The sequence below is a fragment of the Halorarum halophilum genome (assembly GCF_013401515.1).
In the GTDB taxonomy this organism is placed as follows: Archaea; Halobacteriota; Halobacteria; order Halobacteriales; family Haloferacaceae; genus Halorarum; species Halorarum halophilum.
In genome coordinates, this window is sequence record NZ_CP058529.1 from 2,308,802 (window position 1) to 2,325,194 (window position 16,393).

The window sequence follows — 16,393 nt, forward strand, 5'->3', positions numbered from 1 at the left end:
TGGTATTCACGTCGTGCACCGTTGTCTCCCTTCAATCGTTCTATGATAAATGACCAAGGCAAATAGGTCGATAATAGTTCGGCCTCGGCACTCAAAGGCCACAAACTATAGAAAATCTACTTCAGCGGAGGTCGTAAGTCACGCCAGCGGAAATCAACCATCTTACCTTCTTCTAAAGCAACGCGAAAGATGTCCACGGAACTGTCGTCCCCGGTAACTACATCAGCATCATCCCTGAAAATATCGGTCACTACTCCATGTGCACCGTGGTATCCGGCATGGTCAGGGTCCGTCTCGTCAGGGAAGTCAATCCGTACCCGGTCCCCCTCCGAGAACTGTGGCATGATAGGTCGTTTGTTCGTGGTGTTTAGAAGGAACCGTTCAGGCATTCCCCTACCCGACTAAGGTTCACTCACAGTTGCAGGAGTATGGGTGTAACACTCCGTCAGAAATTCACCAATTTCTCACAAAGCAAGAGTCTATTATCGCCGAAGTCCAGTGAGGCAGTCTATCGTTTTCTGGTGCCAATGGGAATCACTCCACTCCTGTCCACTTGAGATACAGCTTCCCCACATCCGTAAGGGAGACGTGTTTGGTACGTCCAGAAGGGCTCCGCTCGACTAACCCCCGTTCCTCCAGCTGGTCGACATGGTAACTGATTTTCTGTGCAGACTCTCCCAGTTCCTCCCCAATCTCGCGCATTATAACGCCGGTTCGGCCTTCTTCATCCCATCTGCCGAGAGTGACGAGAAGGTCTCTCTGGAGTCCTTCAATTTCAAATGTGAGTGGTTGGGTAGGGGCTGGGAGTTCGATAACAAGGTCATCAATATCCTCGTCTTCGCCCTGCGGTTCAAGGACGTAGTAGGGTGTCGCTCCAATAAAGAAGGCAGAAGATGTCGCACCCCCTGCGACAAGATTCGTCCCTCCTGTAATGTTGATGAAGAAGTTGTCTGCGGGATACTGTTTGGCGATGCTGACAATAGTATCTACCACGCTTCGGATGTCGAATGCATCAATCAGGTGGCTTTCAACATCGTATCCAAACTCGACGAGGTCGTTTTGAAGTTTAACACCCTCATTTTCAAAAGCATCACTGGTGAGGAGACACACCTTATCGGCCCCCGAGTAGGCGCGAAGCCCACGCTTCACGTGGGAAGTGATACGACCGTGAGGGACGATGTGTATGTTCACGGCTGGTACTGTTGGAGGTACGTAGCCTCTCGGTAATCCCTCCCTCTCGCCGACTCGTCTTCTAACTCTACGACGTCACCTTCATCAGGGAAATACCTAGCAGAATCGAGCGTAAAGCGTGTATCTGGCCCTTCTTGTCCCTCGACGTATGTCGTTACAAATCCTCGTGTTTCGTACCGATTGTGAATGAACCCATATTTTGGATTATCACCTTCTAAAGCTGATTCTCTTCCCATTAATTCAATCTGTGATTTTGCGAGAATCTTCTCCCAGAGCTGCAGTATTTCCTCCATCGCCGTCCATGCCAAAGTGAGGAAACCTAGCAGCGACGCCTCAGGCCGATTTGTCGCCGACGGAATGCCATCTGGATGGACAATCACGACGTCCCTGTACTTCTTGAACCGGGTGAGGGCAAACTCGAATGGAATCTCTGGAGACTCCTCAAGGACAACGGCTGCATAGAGTTTGAACCACCGAGTTACATTCTCTAGACTATCATCTCTTTTCCCGTTTCGTTCAAGTTTGAAGTGGAACCCTTGGGCCTCAATGATTCCTGCAATCAAAGTTTTCATCGCGGTGTTGAGGCCGTCTGCTTCGAACCGGTCAGAGAGGACTTCCACTGTTTTCTCCTTTGTTCTACCGTACTGGAAGTCGATTCTCGTATAGAGATTCTCCTCATCCTGAGGGTCCAGTCTATCAGCCATAATATCCCTCATGATTTCATCACATTCTTCGAATTGTTCTTCAAGAACAGTGCCTTCCAGTATGTCCGCGGTCTCAGGGGCACCACCTACGCTCATGGCTAGAACACCCCCTCAAAATCAATGTCAGAAAATTCTCCCTGTTGTGCGAGATGCTGTTGTCTTTTTGCGCGGACCTGCCTCGCTTTCTCGGCGAGTTCATTGTCCGAGTAAACAGGGACGATAACGTCACTAACTCGACGAAGAGGCACGTACTGAATCGTCGCCCCCCGTGACATCGACGTGAGTTGTTGATTCCCAGGTTCGGAGGCCAGATACGCAGCGTATACTAGTGCGGCGTCCTCTGAATCGAAGCGTACGATTGCCCAATTTGAGGAGGGAACAACGGTCTGCTCTGGCCGGTAAATCTTTCCGGGGGTCGCCTTGATAGCGACGAGAACATCAGTGGAACCCGCAACGGGCTTGTCATCCTCCACGGACGTCTTGGAATCGTCAAGGTCAGCACCGAGTTTTAGATAGGGTACATTTCCTTCCAATTCATTATCAGAGAGACGAGCCCCCCCATCAATTTGTGCAGCAACCTCTCCCAAGGAGGCCACCCTATCAAATCGCTCATGAAGTTGGCGCTCTGCTTGTGCCATTCCAAGGAGTTCACTGGGCAGAATGGACTCCGAGGGGTCATCAATACGAACAAGTTCCGCCTCACGGTTTAGGATTTGCTCGACAGCTCGCGGTAGTTCTTCCGTGGGACTCGTACCTTCATCAAATACGACCCCCGGGAACTCCCTTCTCCGCTCGTTAGTGTTATCGATTACAAGGATAACCAAACTGAGATTGAGATAGGGGAAAAGTTGGGAACTCCCAATCTCAATGACTCCCCGCACATCGTAATCGAGGGTGATTTTCTCTCGCAACCAAGCGCTACGGTCCGCTGCTAGAGTAGTCGTCGGTAAGATGGCAGCTAAACGCCCACCCTCCGCTAGCCGGTCTAACGCCAGTGAGAGGAACGCCTCATGAAGTTGCACACGGCCCCCCTCGTTGATATATTCAATGACCTCATCTGAGGGACGACCCCCATAGGGGGGGTCCAAGATAATTCGGTCAAACTCAACAGGAATCTGCGGCTGAGAATCAGCGTCAGCTTCAGTTCCAAACCAGCTCAATTGAGTATTGGGGAGTGAATCTCGCTCCTCCTGGATAGCCATCTCCAGAAAGTCTCCAGTCACGTACGTTCCCGACTTCTCCAGAAGGTCGTTGAAGAACAGGGCGGCATTATTTACGCCTGGATTAACTTCTACTCCTACAACATCGTCGGTGTACTCGTTAGCTGCCCTGAGAGTATAGCCCCATCCAGAAGCAGGGTCAAGTACTACTTCCTCATTGTTAATGTTCAGCAACTCCACAAGGGCGTTAGCTACTTCTGGAGGAGTTGAAAATTTCTCCCCCTCACTATCGAAGAAGTCGCTCATGAAGGTATCATCAACAATTTGACGCCGGATGTCGAGTGACGTACTCGCAAGGTCGTAGTTTGAGAAGACAGAGAAAACTGTCCGAAGTACTGGGGAGTCGATAGGGGTTACGTCCGGGGCGTACGACTCATGGCGCTGCTGAATAGACGTGTCTACACGTGCAATTCCCTCATCAAACTCATCTCCTGAATGAAGGGAGACCGAGAGGCTGTCAGCCTCATATTTACGATAGAGTTGTTGAGCGAACTCACTTGAAATTCGCCAGGAATGTTCTGACGAAAGTTGGTCCCTTGTTCTGGCGACGAGGAACTCGAATAGGTTATGGGAACCGATTGGTCTGGGACCTACATCTGGTACATCACTAATATCTGGATAGTCCGAAATCGGGACCTCAATTAGCTCATCATGTTGGTCAATCTTGAAGATGTATCGGAGCTCTCCAGAAACAATCGCTCCAAACGGCGCGCCAATCTGCTGGATATAGCTACGTACCTGCTCAATATCCTCATTCCTTCTGTGAGAAGTGCTGAGGCTACTATATTCGAGGGCAAGGAAAGGAGTAGTTCGCTCCTCATCTGTAAAGACAAGGATATCTGGTCGAAGAGACTTCCCACCTTCTCCGAAAGATGGCTCACGGACAACACGTTTGGGGCCGTACTTATCCTCAAGTTCTCGTTGGACTTTGTCTAGTGCCCCGTGTTCGTCCATAGGACTGAAGATGAGTATACACTATTTACACGTTTGGTTGGACACTCAAAGCGGAGTTTGTACAGATAGAATACTCCAATTGTAGGTCCAATTTGCATTAATATCGCTTGACTCATTAGTGGGAATTGGACCTCTCCGCATGAACCCCGACCATTTCATGGGTTGTTCAAAACACCTGTTCAGAGAGCTCATAGACGAGTTCATGGATGGTCATTGAGCGAACTCCGCCCGGGCTACAGAGACACTTACTAACGATGTTCTGCTTTCGTAGCAACTAATAAACTAAGACGAATCGCCGTCCAGCGAGAGTTCTGCTCGAAGTTTTTCTAACGGGCTCAATGTTCTCATCTCAGATAGTGGAACGATTGCCGTTCCAACGAACTCGAGCTCAGCAATTCCCTGCGCAACCACGGGACCAGTAACAGTGGTTTCCTGGTTCAGTTTGCGTGTTTCCAACTTGACCGTCACCTCCTCAAACAGGTCGCCAGGCAATCCTTCGTCGACTCCATCAACGGGGTCAGATAGGCTATCTAATAACAGCCGTGGCATCTCAAGCTGAAGGTCGGACGTATCTATGTCCTCAGGTGGCTCCGCCTCGCTGTTGACCAAAAAGTATGCATATTCGTCGTTCTGGTGGATGCATTCACCACCGTACTGTTTGACGTACGTCTGGGCGTTGTTTCCGCGCCTGAGCATCTCATACCAGTAGTAAAGGAGGCTGGCAAACAATAGAGGTGGATAATCTGCTACCGCCTCTGATTCCTCTACTACTTCTGTTGCCGAAAAGGGTGTATTGGAAAGTATAGATTCAATGGCCGAGTCCAGGTATTCAGTCGGTGCGTTAGTGATAGACAGGAGCAGGTTAAAGAACGCGTCAGACTCGATATCAGACAAGGCGTAGTTATCCAAGACGTGAGCGACGAACTCGCAGCGTTCTTTGATAGTAAGCTCCTCAGCGAGGTCATAGTCAACCTCATCTGGGTCAGGGGCTGTCGTTCTCGGGTCAGCGTTACTCTCTTTAAAATAGAGGAGTCCGAGGTCATTGAGCGTGTAGAAGATATTCCATGGGACGCGGTCCCCATCACCGTATCCATGCCGCAGTATCATGTCTCGGCCTAAGTCCTCGATTTGGTACGTGTGGTAATCACCATGACGGCGTGGAACGAAATAGTAGGAGTTCTTTCCTTTATGCTTGTGGAGTCCTGGCACAGCGAGTGTTGGAACATTCACATGTATAAATACTACCACGGTTGTGCGTCACCACCAGATGCGTACGTGTCCTTCCCCCGATTTTGAATCTTGAGGAGAGTTTTCGAAGTAATCGGTGCGTCGTGACAATAGGCTATCTTGGATTCTACGTAATCGTTTTCAACCCCGGCCGGAGGAAGAGAAGAGAGGACTAATGACGCGCGTAGATGATGTTGGCCATCTGTATCGGCTACTCGTTGAGTTAGAGGAAAGGGTCGGGGGGCCACAGAAGCTCAAAGAGTGTACGGGCTACATGGACTGGCCAGACCGTGGTATCTACATCTTCTTTACTCCCGACGAATCAAGAGCATCCGAATCCCAACCACGAATTACTCGCATTGGCACGCACGCCGTCTCCGAAGGGAGTAGTACCTCTCTCTGGGACCGCCTCCGAACCCATCGTGGGGCCAAACGTGGGACATACGAAGGTGGGGGGAACCATCGTGGGTCCGTGTTTCGCAAGCGTGTGGGGGAAGCGTTCATTGAACGTGACGAGTTGCACGATGAGTATCTTTGGTGGGGGGAGGGGTCGAGTGCAGCACGGGAACAGCGTCTCGCTGAACTTGAGCTGGAACGGCGAGTAAGCGACTATCTCCGTGAGCTCCCATTCCTCTGGGTGAACGTCGACGACGAACCGAGTGCCGACAGCGAACGAGCCTACATCGAACGGAACATGATTGCCCTCCTAAGCAACTACCGACGGAACTCCATCGACCCCCGGTCGAGGGATTGGCTCGGCACGTACAGTCGCAGCGAGAAAATCCGCGAATCCGGTCTCTGGAACGTCAATCACGTTGATGAGGAGTACGACCCTGCGTTCCTCAACCACCTGAGCAGGCAGATTGCGGAGACCTCCGCAGTCAACTAATCAGGAGTCACTCCAAGAGCACGACCTCCTTGACCCTCAGTGAGGATACATATTTCAGACGCGACTCCAACTACAGGCCATGGAAATCGGACTTCTGAGTTGCACCAAGAGCAAGCGTGAGCACGCTGCACGACCAGCGGACCTGTACATGGAGTCAGCGTTCTTTCGGAAGGCGCGCCAATACGCTGAGTCCGCCCACGGCTCTTGGTATATCCTCTCCGCGAAGTACCATCTCCTCAATCCAAACGGCCCAGCGATTGAACCATACGATGATACACTGAGCGGTGCGCCTGTAAGCCGGAAGCGCGACTGGGCTCAGACAGTGTATCGCCAACTCACGGAAGAAGGCCTGCTTGAGGACGGCAACCGATTCGTGTTCCACGCTGGACGCGACTATTACGACGAGTTGCTCCCGCTCCTTGAAGAGGCAGACATCTCGATTGAGACGCCTACTGACGGGCTCCGGTTTGGAGAGACGCTATCGTGGTATAATGACCGACTCTGAGGGTAGGTCGGAAGGCAGAGGAGACATACAAACATTCTCACGGAAGTATTGAACTACAGTAGTGATGCTGAGAACTCATCGCTAACTGTTGAGGAGCACCTTGACATCCTCCATTGGTGGGTGGAACTGGCCAGTGGTGTCTTCGGTGCAGGCGGACCTATTCGATAGGCACCTGCAGAGCTACGTGATGTCCTGCGCTACTCTCAACTGAATTCAACACCTTGTCATCTCGTGGGTACAGAAAGCCCCCTCCATAGAGGGATGACGGTAGCGTGTTACCCCATCTGTTGCCATGGGGTTCCTCCACCACCCATCTGAACAGCTAGAACAGGTGCTGACAACACCAATAGGGGTGGATGGAAGATGGAGGGTCATGACTCAACTCACCACCGATGATATTCGATTCCTCCAAGCTGTGGCTCGGTGTGACGGTCACGAGGTCACAACCTCACAGATTCGTCGCGAAACGGGATTCAGTGACGAGAAGACTCGGTATCGGCACAAGAAGCTTGAGGACGCAGGTCACATCATCGGTGACAGGGCCGGACCTGAGCAGAATGACCCACGGACGGCCACACTTTCAGACCGTGGTCAACGGACAGTGGACGCCGTCGACCTCAAAGATGAAGCAGAGCCACCTCAGTCCATGGAAGCAATTCGAGAGCGACTTCTGGAGGTGGAAACCCGGGTCCAATTGATGTCGCAGCAGAGCCCGTCAACGAGCGATAGTTGTGATTACACCGCGACGCTGCGGAAGATTACAAACACCCTGGATGAACTCCAGGGGACGGTGGCATGGCACGAAAAGATAGTTGAAGCCGTATACATTGCGGACTTCGAGGACATTGCGCTCACGGATGCACTCGAGGACGTATAGATTCTCAAAGACCGTTTCTCCGTTTGTGGCGCAAGAAACCTACCCTCACGAGGCGTATAGCCGACAAAACGACGTTGGTGAAGGTAGCGACGACCGGCGTTCCGGAGATGGGGTGTCCAATAGTCCAGTTGTTTCTCCACCGATTAATAGGCGACTTGCCTCATCCGTCAGAATTCCCTGGGCTATCGCGACGAGGATGATGGTCGTCCGGAGCCGAACAGTCCTATCACACCTAACTCCAATCTGTTAGCTGCATAGAGGGCGGTACGAGGAGATTCCATCGAATTGCCCTTACGCGGTTTGAGATGCGAGAATTCAGAGAACGAGCCGAGTCAGAGCATGGGAAGACCAAACTAACGGTGTTGTTAGTCCCGATTCAGGGGGTACTGTACTCACAGACCGTTGTTACACCATTGTTTGAGAAATACCCACGGCTAACTCTACCACCAACAACCACTCGTACACTCGACATGAGTTCGGGGGGTATAGCTGTGTTGCTGGCTGGGATGAGAGGTCGTCCAATCTTTTAAATACACATCGTCAGCTCACTTCTGCTCCTACCACTCCAGCACTAACATCGACTAACAACGCTGTTAGGAGTGTGTTCAAATTAGGTCAATCGACGAGACTCCCTTTGTCGACTTTTTTGGGCGTGTCTCTCTCACTGTTGGTCGTACGTTCACGGAGACGGGTCTTCGTGAATACAGGGATACATATAAAGTGGCAGGTACTGTATAGTACCTGTTCACGTGACCTCCGTCCAAACCAAGCCGAGCGGTCGAATCGCGTCAACTATCCCTAAGGGTGACGCGGTGACCCTCGGCCTCACCGACGAACACCTCTCGTGGCACGTCGAGTCACGCGACCGACTCCGAGCTACCCCGGAAGGAACCAACCCCAAGACTAGCCGTCCAACAACGGTCGTCCGCTACGACGACCAGGCTGGGTCGTTCACGGTCACGATTCCACGTCACCTCGCGTACGCGATGCACATCGTAGATGGTGAACTAGATTGGGACGTTCAGTACGGCTCTCTCTACGCGTCCGTGACTACACGGGGTGGAAACGATGAGTGATGAACCGAAGGTGGCCGTTGGATACGTTCGCCGGTCGGACAAGAGCGACTCTTCCATCGAATCGCAGATACGGGACATCCACGAGTACGCCGAGGAGAACGGATACGAAGTTGACCAAGTCTACAACGAGGGGAATCGCGTGTCCGGGTGGGACGATGCCCGCGAGCAATACAACGAGATGCGGGCCGCCGCCAAACGCGAAGAGTTCGATGCAGTCATCGCTCGCGACGGGACGCGACTCGGGCGTGACGAACGTGAACGGATGCGTCTGTGGTTAGACCTCGCCGAGTGGGGTATCGAACTCCACACGAAACGCCGCGGGTATATCGACCCAGACGAGCCGTTCTCAATGGTTCAGGAGGCATTTCACGCGAGCCAGTCTGACCACGCAAAACGGGAAGAAATCGAGAAAGCTCAAGCGGAAATCCAACTGCGCGTAGAGAACGGTTGGTGGCACGGGGGTCTACCGAAGGGAACGGAGTACACCGCGGACAAGCGAGGACTCGCTCGCGGCGCCGAGTACGAAACCGTCATGAACATAATCTCCGCTAAGGAAGACGGCGAGACGCATGCCGAGGTCTCTGATGAGTACGGCGTCGCTACGGGTACCGTGACGAACATCCTCTCACGCCGAGCCATGTACGAATACCTCCGTAACCATGACGAGTGGCGGCCGGCGTATACCGACAGTATTGGGGAGATTGAACAGTAGTTGATAGTTCCAGTCCGGGTTCAGACTATACCATGAAGCAGGCATCGAGTGGAGAAACAGCAGAGTATGGATAACCCACGGAATCTGCCGGCCACCACATACACACATGCGTATGTGTGGGTATATTGTTGGTCGGTTGTGCATTTATATGCAAGAATTTGCTTTCCACCTCGGAACACGCTTAAACACGCCCCCTTGATGTTGACTGGGTATGGATAGCTCTGAAAGCCCTCCAAGAATAGCATCTAAGACTACCAGCAAGCGGTCTCACGCGGCCCAAGGTGGTGAGGATGGATGGTGAGGAATCCATCTCGACCGGCGACGTCGACGACGTAAAAACATACGTCACAGGTGCCCCGCATGGGGTCAACGTCCACTTCCAACTCAACGACAACAACCAGTTCTACGACGAGTGTCTGGAGGCGTGGCGCGAGATGCACAGCGAGACCGGTCGGAAGGGCCACTCGCATTACCCGTTCGCCCTGAGTCGTCTGAACGCCTCGTGGACGACCAACGACGACTACCAAACCGTGGGGATGTTCAGCACGGTGATGCACTACGGTCGCACCAACGACGACGGGTCGTGGACGCAGTACAATAGCTACCACCACAACCTGTACGACGACCCGTCGGCGGGGTCGCAGGGTATCGCCAAAAACGCCGCGAAGCGCAAAGTCATCGTCCACAAACGGTCGCCCGAACTCACGTACGAGGATGGGAACGCGTACAGTTGGCCAGCGGGATGGCACTCGGACCAGACCTACGAGGGCACGGCCATCACCGTTCAAGCATCGTACGTTGATGACCTGACAGACGTCGTCGTCGACGCACTCGAACTCCTCGCCGCCGCGTACGGCAAGGAGAGGGTGAAAGAGTTCGCCAGCAGGGTCATCGACGAGACCGTACGCTTCGATAGCGTGGAAGTTCACCACCGCTTCGACCGGATGATGACCGATGCCGCGGTCGAGACCCTCCGCGACTCCGCTCGTCTCGTGGCTACGGGAAACGCCGACGGTAAAGAGAAAGGCGAAATCGAAAAAGGCCACTACAAGCTCTGGGGCTTCAGTTCGACGAACCTTGAGGAAATCGGGTTCGATGACACCATCGAGTACGAGTACGACCTCCGCGGCGAAACGTACACTGACGAGGTCAAGTGTCACAAGCACTACCTCAAGGTCTACCAGCACCAACTCGCCGAACAGCTCGGCCCCAACCACGCGCTCGGCAATCCGAAACTTGAGGCCAAACTCTACAAGGCCCACCCCGCACCCGCGTGGGATGCGGTCATCGAACATCTTAACACCGTCTTGAATGCCCATATGGACTGGGCAGGCATCCAGCAGGACGACCTCATCGCCGATGACTGGTACGACCCTAAAGGGAACGGCCCACTCGGCGGCAATGCCATCGAGACTACCATCCCCACGACGTACAAGACAAGACTCAAGGAGTACTTCAAATCTGATGGCCTGCAGAAAACCGTCATTGGGATGCTGTTCAATCGGCGTACAATGTCCGCCCATGACCTGATGCACCTCATCGTCCGCGAGAGCTACAACGGTCGTGTGTCGTACGACCGCCTCGCAGACCGAACGGGCCTATCGAAGTCTACCATCGGAAAGCACGTGAAGTCGTTCGAAGAGGAGAACCTAGTCAATAAGGAATCTCACGGACGCGCAGGGATGTTTGTTCACATCAGCGAGTTCGCTAAGAAGCACCTGTCAGGCCTTCTCAACAAGATGCGTGACCACGGAACGTTCGTAGACGAACTCCGCGAACGTCGCAAAGACCGCGAAACGGACGATTCGAAGAGCGACCACAACAACACTGCTCGCGAGCACGCTGACGAGGACGACGAGCGGAGGAAGGACGACCCGTCAACGCCAGAGCTGACTACCGTGGACACTCACTCTGTCGAGTCTACATGGGTTCCGTTGTCTGATACTGGCTTCAGTCTCCAAGACGTGGCGTGGTACCTCACCGACGGTGTGTTCGGTGAGAATGATGTGGCTTTGAAACGCCACTCGTAGACCCGCCCCCGGGGAAGCCCGGTCGTGAGCGACAGCCATGAACAATATTCTCTTTTCGTGGTATTCCGGCTGTTCAGCCCCGCCACATTGGTAAAAATTCTCACTCAGTACTGAGATACACCCGAGTTCAGTATGCTAGTCCCTCACAGGGTTGTGCAAATTGAAGAGAACGGAACCCACGTTTCGAAAGTGTGAATGGCACGCTCAACTCCTGAAGCGTACACAGACGGGTGTTTCAATTATCTTGTCTCACCAGTTTGTCGGCTACCCTCCCTTAGGCATATGCCGCTAACGCGGGGAGCTAATATCGGGGACGCTCGCAGAACGCGAGCGCCCGTTTCAACATCCCAGAAATGGAGTGCACTATAGGAAAGTCACATCTTGATTCATTAGGGTATGCGACACTTCCTAGCACCATACAAGTACGCAGGTCGGTGACTCTCGCCTCGAAAGGTACGCGAGTCTCCAGTCCGACTTCCGCGTCTCGTTGATATAGGAATCGCCAGTACTGTTGTTAGAACAGCGCTTGAGTTGTTCGCTCCATCCTCAACCTCCTTTGAAAGCCCCCTACAGGAATCTGGTCAAAGAGAGACGTTTCCTGTACTGACTGCAGACTCACCTCGAATGTGGTACATTGAGCCCCTGGAACCGCAGATAGCACACTCGTAACGCTCGTGGACGCCACCGTTGATAGTTCCAAAATCCGGCGGCTGTTCGGATACGGGGACGAGTTCTAATAGCCCCCCATCGAGGCAGTTTGAACATTCCATATCACTGAATTGTGGGCCACCGGTTTAGGTATATTTCTACAATTGCCCCCTCCGCAAGGACAACCAGCAGCTGTTGACCACGGTCAGGCAAAGTCGCGGTCCGCAGGTCCGTGCGCTTGTCCGCGGCATGGCCACAGGTGAGTTACTCCCGGACTTCCCAGTCATGGTACGATATTGCCCTGTTCGGGAACTATCGGTCAACGTACTGATGCAGGTCTTCGCAGGGCCCTATCATTTATTACATCTCCTTACAACTCGGTGACACCGTGGTTGACGAGTTAACGCCTGAGACTAATTCAGTCGCAGAGACACTCCCTCAACTGAACAACTCACTGTTCATCCCGTGTCTTCAACGTGACTACTGTTGGAGTCAGAAGCAAGTAGAAATGCTCTGGGACTCGTTGCTACGCGGTCTCCCACTTGGGTCCCTGTTAATATGGGAGAGAACGGGCAGAAACCGTGAAGACCCCGCCTATGAGTTTATCAGGCATTACGTCGACGAACGAGGTTATTCACACGAAGAAGAGGTTCGTCGTTACAGCGAGCGACTCCCTGACTTTCCAGAATCATACTCACTGGTTCTTGATGGTCAACAGCGGTTGACCTCGTTCTATATCGGAATATTCGGGAGTTATACTACGCGAATCCATGGAGCGTGGAAGAAGAACGAGAGTTCATACAATCGTCGACACCTATACCTTGACCTATTCTCTGGAACGAAGGATGACAACCATGACCGCGGTCTTGTACACGAATTCGACTTTAGGAAGAGTGGGGGCCTCAACAGTGCCGGCGATAGCTTTTGGCTCAAGGTAGGGGCTCTCATGGAGGGTGACGACGAGCTCACAACGGATGCGTTTCTCAAGGAGGAGCAGTTCTTAGACGAGGTTCGAGCTGAATTTCCAACATCACTTAGCGACGCTCAGCGGTCGGACGCGATGGACAGCGCAAAGCAACTGTGGTCGGGGGTGCATGAGCGAGAAGCCATCCTGCACGAAACGACGATTACTGACGAAAAGACTGCTCGAGAGTTGTTCATCCGTCGAAACAAAGGTGGGATAGAACTCTCTGGAGTCGACATTCTGCTTGCATTGCTCACGGGGTATTGGGACACGGTTGAGGAAGCGGGAACTCCAACAGATGCAAAAAATGAGATTGAACAGCTCACCGAACGACTCTCCGGAAACGAACGGCTTTCTGAAGAGGGATTCTCGTTCGGCAAACGATTCACCCTCAGAACTCTGCTCTTGCTTTCCGGCGAGACACCTTCTTTCAGAAAAGATGGCCGATACGACGGTGAGCTTCTCACAACGGCAGAGGACATCTTCCGTGATAACGAGTTCGAACAGGCCATTGAGGATGCGTTCGAACTCGCTGCAGACCTGGGATTTCACGATGCAGCTCTCTCCAGCAAGACTGTCCTTACACCGGTTGTCCAATTTCTCTACGAGAATGACTATGATACATCTGGAGAGAACGAGAACATTCACTATTGGCTTGCCACGTCAGTGTTGAACAGCATCTTCGGTGACATCGGGTCACAGCAAGTACTCGAAACAGCCCGAAACCATGTCTGGGAATCTGATGGAGACGAATTCCCAGCAGTAGAGATATTAGAGGACTTGAGCGGTCGCGGAGCGACTACACATCTTGACGAGGGGGTTCTCGACCAATTACTAAATGAAGTCAGCTACCAGTCGGGGGCTCGACTGAACGTACTATTAACACATCTCTATCATGGAGACCGGCGTGCTGGCCACGCGGAGTACGAAGTAGACCACATATTCCCACGAGGGAAGTTATCTAAAGAGGAATTCCTCAAGCAGCACGATGTCGCACCAGAACAGGTGGGCTGGTATCGGGAGCATCGAGACCATATCGCGAATCTACAGCTCCTCCCTAATGATGGAGAGAACCAATCGAAAGGCGACCGTGACTTCAGTGATTGGTTAGAAAGAGTGGAAGCCAGTAAAGTAGATAATTTGACCGACAAAAAAGAGTACTTCGATATCCATCGAATTCCACGGGACGAATCTCTGCACAAGTACCCGCGGTTTGAACGTTTCTTGATGGATGAACGTGGACGGACGCAGCTCATAAGAGAAGAACTGAGGCGGACGTTGCCCCTCAATAACCCATATTGACAAATATCTGACTTTTAGAGGTGATTCTGCAATATTGGAGGAAGGCTGAAGCGCATGGAAATGACATAGATACTGTTAATACGGTTGACTTTTTAGCCTTCTCGTGAACGTAAAGGAGTTTGAGGAACGGATTGACGGAAAGAGGAGAGAATTCGTAAAGAGGAGCGCAATGCCGCGTTGGGGTATAATGGCCAAATCAAAAGTTTACAAATATACCCCGATGGATGAGTGTCCTAATTGTAGTCGATATAAATATCAAGCAATAGAGATTGTGGAAGAGCACACTCTTCGTTCTAATGTAGTAGTCAACGGATTTAGGTGTGATGAGTGTGAATTGAGAGAGTTTATTGAGGATGAATAGCCTCAAATAATAGATGATTGCCTATGTGGGCTATGCAATCGCGTTTCTCTATTGGTTCATTGCATCAGCTCTCGCAGTATGAGCGCACAAATAGTGGGGGTGCGTATTTGCTGCGATTCTCCGGGTCAACGTTCGGTAACTCGTGGAACGCTGGCTTCACTGCATATAAACACGGCTATATTAGGGGTGTCGAATCCCGGCAGTATACCGACTATCGGGAGTACGTGTACGAGGCTCACGATGACGGAGTTGCTGACGGGTTCGCGGCACTCCTAGCAGAGGAAGCGACCAGCGAGGGTATCACTGGTAAGCGTGAGCAGGTCGAGTTCCTGATTGATTTCGTCCAGAATCTTCCCCTACGTGCCAGACGACGTCAGTACCGGGGCTGACGACTATGCGAAACGAATGTTGGAGTCGCTGGTTGACGGAGGGGGCGACTGTGAGGATTCCGCGATTATGCTCGCAAGTCTGCTGACAGCGGACTCGTTTGGTTATGGAACGGCGTTGTTCTTGCTTCCAGGTCACATGGCAGTGGATGTGAAAGGCGGTGAGGACATCGCCGGAACGTACTACGAGAAGCACAACGTTCGATACTACTACATTGAGACGACCGGTCGCGGATGGAGGGTTGGTGAGATTCCCGAGGAATACGAGAATGAAAGCGCGTACATCTATGTCCTCTGAGTAAAACGGCTTTCGCAATTCCCATCTCTCTGCGTGCACCGCCGACCGCGCCGGCCAGTTGTGGTTGGTGAGGGTGAATGCTCGAGCAGTGCAGCCGTGCGATGAGTGATGCACCCGGTCAGCGTGCTTCCGAGGTTCAATCTGGGAATAAGCATCCCGAGCGCCACCATGAAGAGCCGGAGGCCGACGCCGGTCAGGGTGAGCAGGCAAACAATGGAGCCGATTCAAGACTCCTCAACGCCACGAAAACCGATGGCAGTAGACAATATCGATATTTAGACTTCCCACCCTCCGTATGTCGCATTATCCGGCAAAATCGCCGAGCCCGGACTGGTCGCCGATGTCGAGTGCCTCAAGCAGGTCCGCCGAATCATTCCGCGGGCTGTTCACTCGCGTCGACACGGGGTAGGCGTGTAATTCCTCGCTTGGGTACGGCGTCAGCACCGACTGGAGTTTGTCGGGCGACCCGCCAGTGAGCCACGTCTCCTCGTGCTGTTCTTCGAGGATGACGGGCATCCGGTCGTGGATTGGGGCGACGACCTCGTTCGCATCTGTGGTGAGGATGGTGCAGGTGACGCGTGGCTCACCTTCCGCGGGCGTCCAAGTCTCCCACAATCCTGCGTACGCGAACGGAGAGCGGTCGGGGCGCTCGATGCGGTATGGCTGCTTCGACCCACGCGTGCCCGTCCACTCGTAGAAGCCGTCGGCGGGGATGAGACAGCGCCGCGACTCGAACGCCTCGCGGAACATGGGCTTCTCGGTGACAGTCTCTGAGCGCGCGTTGATGGGCTGGGGGCCCTCCTCGGGGTCGTCAGCCCACTGGGGGATGAAGCCCCACTCGAGCAGGTCGAACTCTGCGGGCGCGTCGTTCTGGATGGCGAGCAAGTCGTCCCTGGGAGCGATATTATACCGTGGGCGAATGGTGACGCCGGCAGCGGGATGGGCGTCGAACCGCTCCGTGAGGACGGTAAGGTCGATGGCGAGTGACGTGCGGCCGCACATACTGAAGAAATTGAACATGGACGGAGTTAGGTATAGCGTCGACAGCC

14 protein-coding genes are annotated in these 16,393 nt (G+C 53.1%); 9 read left to right on the forward strand and 5 right to left on the reverse strand.

Translation table 11 applies throughout. The features are described from left to right. Positions 1 to 534 precede the first annotated feature (534 nt). The 4 genes from HUG10_RS11640 to HUG10_RS11655 all read right to left on the reverse strand — a co-directional run bounded on the left by HUG10_RS11640 (position 535) and on the right by HUG10_RS11655 (position 5,278). On the reverse strand, positions 535 to 1,191 hold the full coding sequence (locus HUG10_RS11640) for an HFX_2341 family transcriptional regulator domain-containing protein (protein ID WP_179169735.1): 657 nt from the start codon (positions 1,189 to 1,191) through the stop codon (positions 535 to 537). Further along, positions 1,188 to 1,991, reverse strand: a complete 804-nt coding sequence (locus HUG10_RS11645; RefSeq protein WP_179169736.1) for a hypothetical protein — start codon at positions 1,989 to 1,991, stop codon at positions 1,188 to 1,190. The genes HUG10_RS11640 and HUG10_RS11645 overlap by 4 nt, the downstream gene beginning before the upstream one ends. Positions 1,992 to 1,993: 2 nt before the next feature. Beyond that, positions 1,994 to 4,069 (reverse strand): N-6 DNA methylase, encoded by a 2,076-nt coding sequence (locus HUG10_RS11650; RefSeq protein WP_179169737.1) that lies wholly within the window; start codon positions 4,067 to 4,069, stop codon positions 1,994 to 1,996. Positions 4,070 to 4,351: 282 nt separating this feature from the next. Continuing rightward, positions 4,352 to 5,278 (reverse strand): hypothetical protein, encoded by a 927-nt coding sequence (locus tag HUG10_RS11655; RefSeq protein ID WP_179169738.1) that lies wholly within the window; start codon positions 5,276 to 5,278, stop codon positions 4,352 to 4,354. A gap of 193 nt (positions 5,279 to 5,471) precedes the next feature. Here HUG10_RS11655 and HUG10_RS22180 point away from each other — a divergent pair, with 193 nt between their 5' ends. The 9 genes from HUG10_RS22180 (at position 5,472) to HUG10_RS11700 (ending at position 15,344) form a co-directional block, all read left to right on the forward strand. Continuing rightward, positions 5,472 to 6,185 (forward strand): hypothetical protein, encoded by a 714-nt coding sequence (locus HUG10_RS22180; protein WP_179169739.1) that lies wholly within the window; start codon positions 5,472 to 5,474, stop codon positions 6,183 to 6,185. A 79-nt stretch (positions 6,186 to 6,264) separates the two neighbouring features. Further along, positions 6,265 to 6,690, forward strand: coding sequence for a DUF6884 domain-containing protein (locus HUG10_RS11665; protein ID WP_179169740.1), 426 nt, complete (start codon positions 6,265 to 6,267; stop codon positions 6,688 to 6,690). 292 nt (positions 6,691 to 6,982) lie between these two features. Continuing rightward, positions 6,983 to 7,567, forward strand: coding sequence for a hypothetical protein (locus tag HUG10_RS11670; protein WP_179169741.1), 585 nt, complete (start codon positions 6,983 to 6,985; stop codon positions 7,565 to 7,567). Positions 7,568 to 8,316: 749 nt separating this feature from the next. Next, a complete protein-coding gene (locus tag HUG10_RS11675; RefSeq protein ID WP_179169742.1) occupies positions 8,317 to 8,643 on the forward strand; it encodes a hypothetical protein in 327 nt (108 codons plus the stop codon). Then, positions 8,636 to 9,355 (forward strand): recombinase family protein, encoded by a 720-nt coding sequence (locus HUG10_RS11680; protein WP_179169743.1) that lies wholly within the window; start codon positions 8,636 to 8,638, stop codon positions 9,353 to 9,355. The genes HUG10_RS11675 and HUG10_RS11680 overlap by 8 nt, the downstream gene beginning before the upstream one ends. Positions 9,356 to 9,645: 290 nt before the next feature. Beyond that, positions 9,646 to 11,385, forward strand: a complete 1,740-nt coding sequence (locus HUG10_RS11685; RefSeq protein WP_179169744.1) for a helix-turn-helix transcriptional regulator — start codon at positions 9,646 to 9,648, stop codon at positions 11,383 to 11,385. Positions 11,386 to 12,421: 1,036 nt separating this feature from the next. Continuing rightward, a complete protein-coding gene (locus HUG10_RS11690) occupies positions 12,422 to 14,299 on the forward strand; it encodes a DUF262 domain-containing protein (protein WP_179169745.1) in 1,878 nt (625 codons plus the stop codon). A 103-nt stretch (positions 14,300 to 14,402) separates the two neighbouring features. Continuing rightward, positions 14,403 to 14,660: a hypothetical protein gene (locus tag HUG10_RS11695; RefSeq protein ID WP_179169746.1), complete on the forward strand. Its 258-nt coding sequence runs from the start codon at positions 14,403 to 14,405 to the stop codon at positions 14,658 to 14,660. A gap of 360 nt (positions 14,661 to 15,020) precedes the next feature. Then, the gene (locus HUG10_RS11700) at positions 15,021 to 15,344 is read left to right on the forward strand and encodes a hypothetical protein (RefSeq protein ID WP_179169747.1); all 324 of its coding nucleotides are present in this window, start codon (positions 15,021 to 15,023) and stop codon (positions 15,342 to 15,344) included. A 303-nt stretch (positions 15,345 to 15,647) separates the two neighbouring features. Here the strand turns inward: HUG10_RS11700 and HUG10_RS11705 are convergent, their stop codons facing one another. Beyond that, a complete protein-coding gene (locus HUG10_RS11705) occupies positions 15,648 to 16,346 on the reverse strand; it encodes an SOS response-associated peptidase (protein ID WP_179169748.1) in 699 nt (232 codons plus the stop codon). Positions 16,347 to 16,393 lie beyond the last annotated feature (47 nt).

Excerpts from the sequence above, each read along its gene's own strand:
- HUG10_RS11645 (WP_179169736.1), bottom strand. The coding sequence starts at position 1,991 with ATGAGCGTAGGTGGTGCCCCTGAGACCGCGGACATACTGGAAGGCACT.
- HUG10_RS11650 (WP_179169737.1), bottom strand. The coding sequence starts at position 4,069 with ATGGACGAACACGGGGCACTAGACAAAGTCCAACGAGAACTTGAGGAT.
- HUG10_RS22180 (WP_179169739.1), top strand. The coding sequence starts at position 5,472 with ATGACGCGCGTAGATGATGTTGGCCATCTGTATCGGCTACTCGTTGAG.
- HUG10_RS11665 (WP_179169740.1), top strand. The coding sequence starts at position 6,265 with ATGGAAATCGGACTTCTGAGTTGCACCAAGAGCAAGCGTGAGCACGCT.
- HUG10_RS11670 (WP_179169741.1), top strand. The coding sequence starts at position 6,983 with ATGGGGTTCCTCCACCACCCATCTGAACAGCTAGAACAGGTGCTGACA.
- HUG10_RS11680 (WP_179169743.1), top strand. The coding sequence starts at position 8,636 with ATGAGTGATGAACCGAAGGTGGCCGTTGGATACGTTCGCCGGTCGGAC.
- HUG10_RS11685 (WP_179169744.1), top strand. The coding sequence starts at position 9,646 with ATGGATGGTGAGGAATCCATCTCGACCGGCGACGTCGACGACGTAAAA.
- HUG10_RS11705 (WP_179169748.1), bottom strand. The coding sequence starts at position 16,346 with ATGTGCGGCCGCACGTCACTCGCCATCGACCTTACCGTCCTCACGGAG.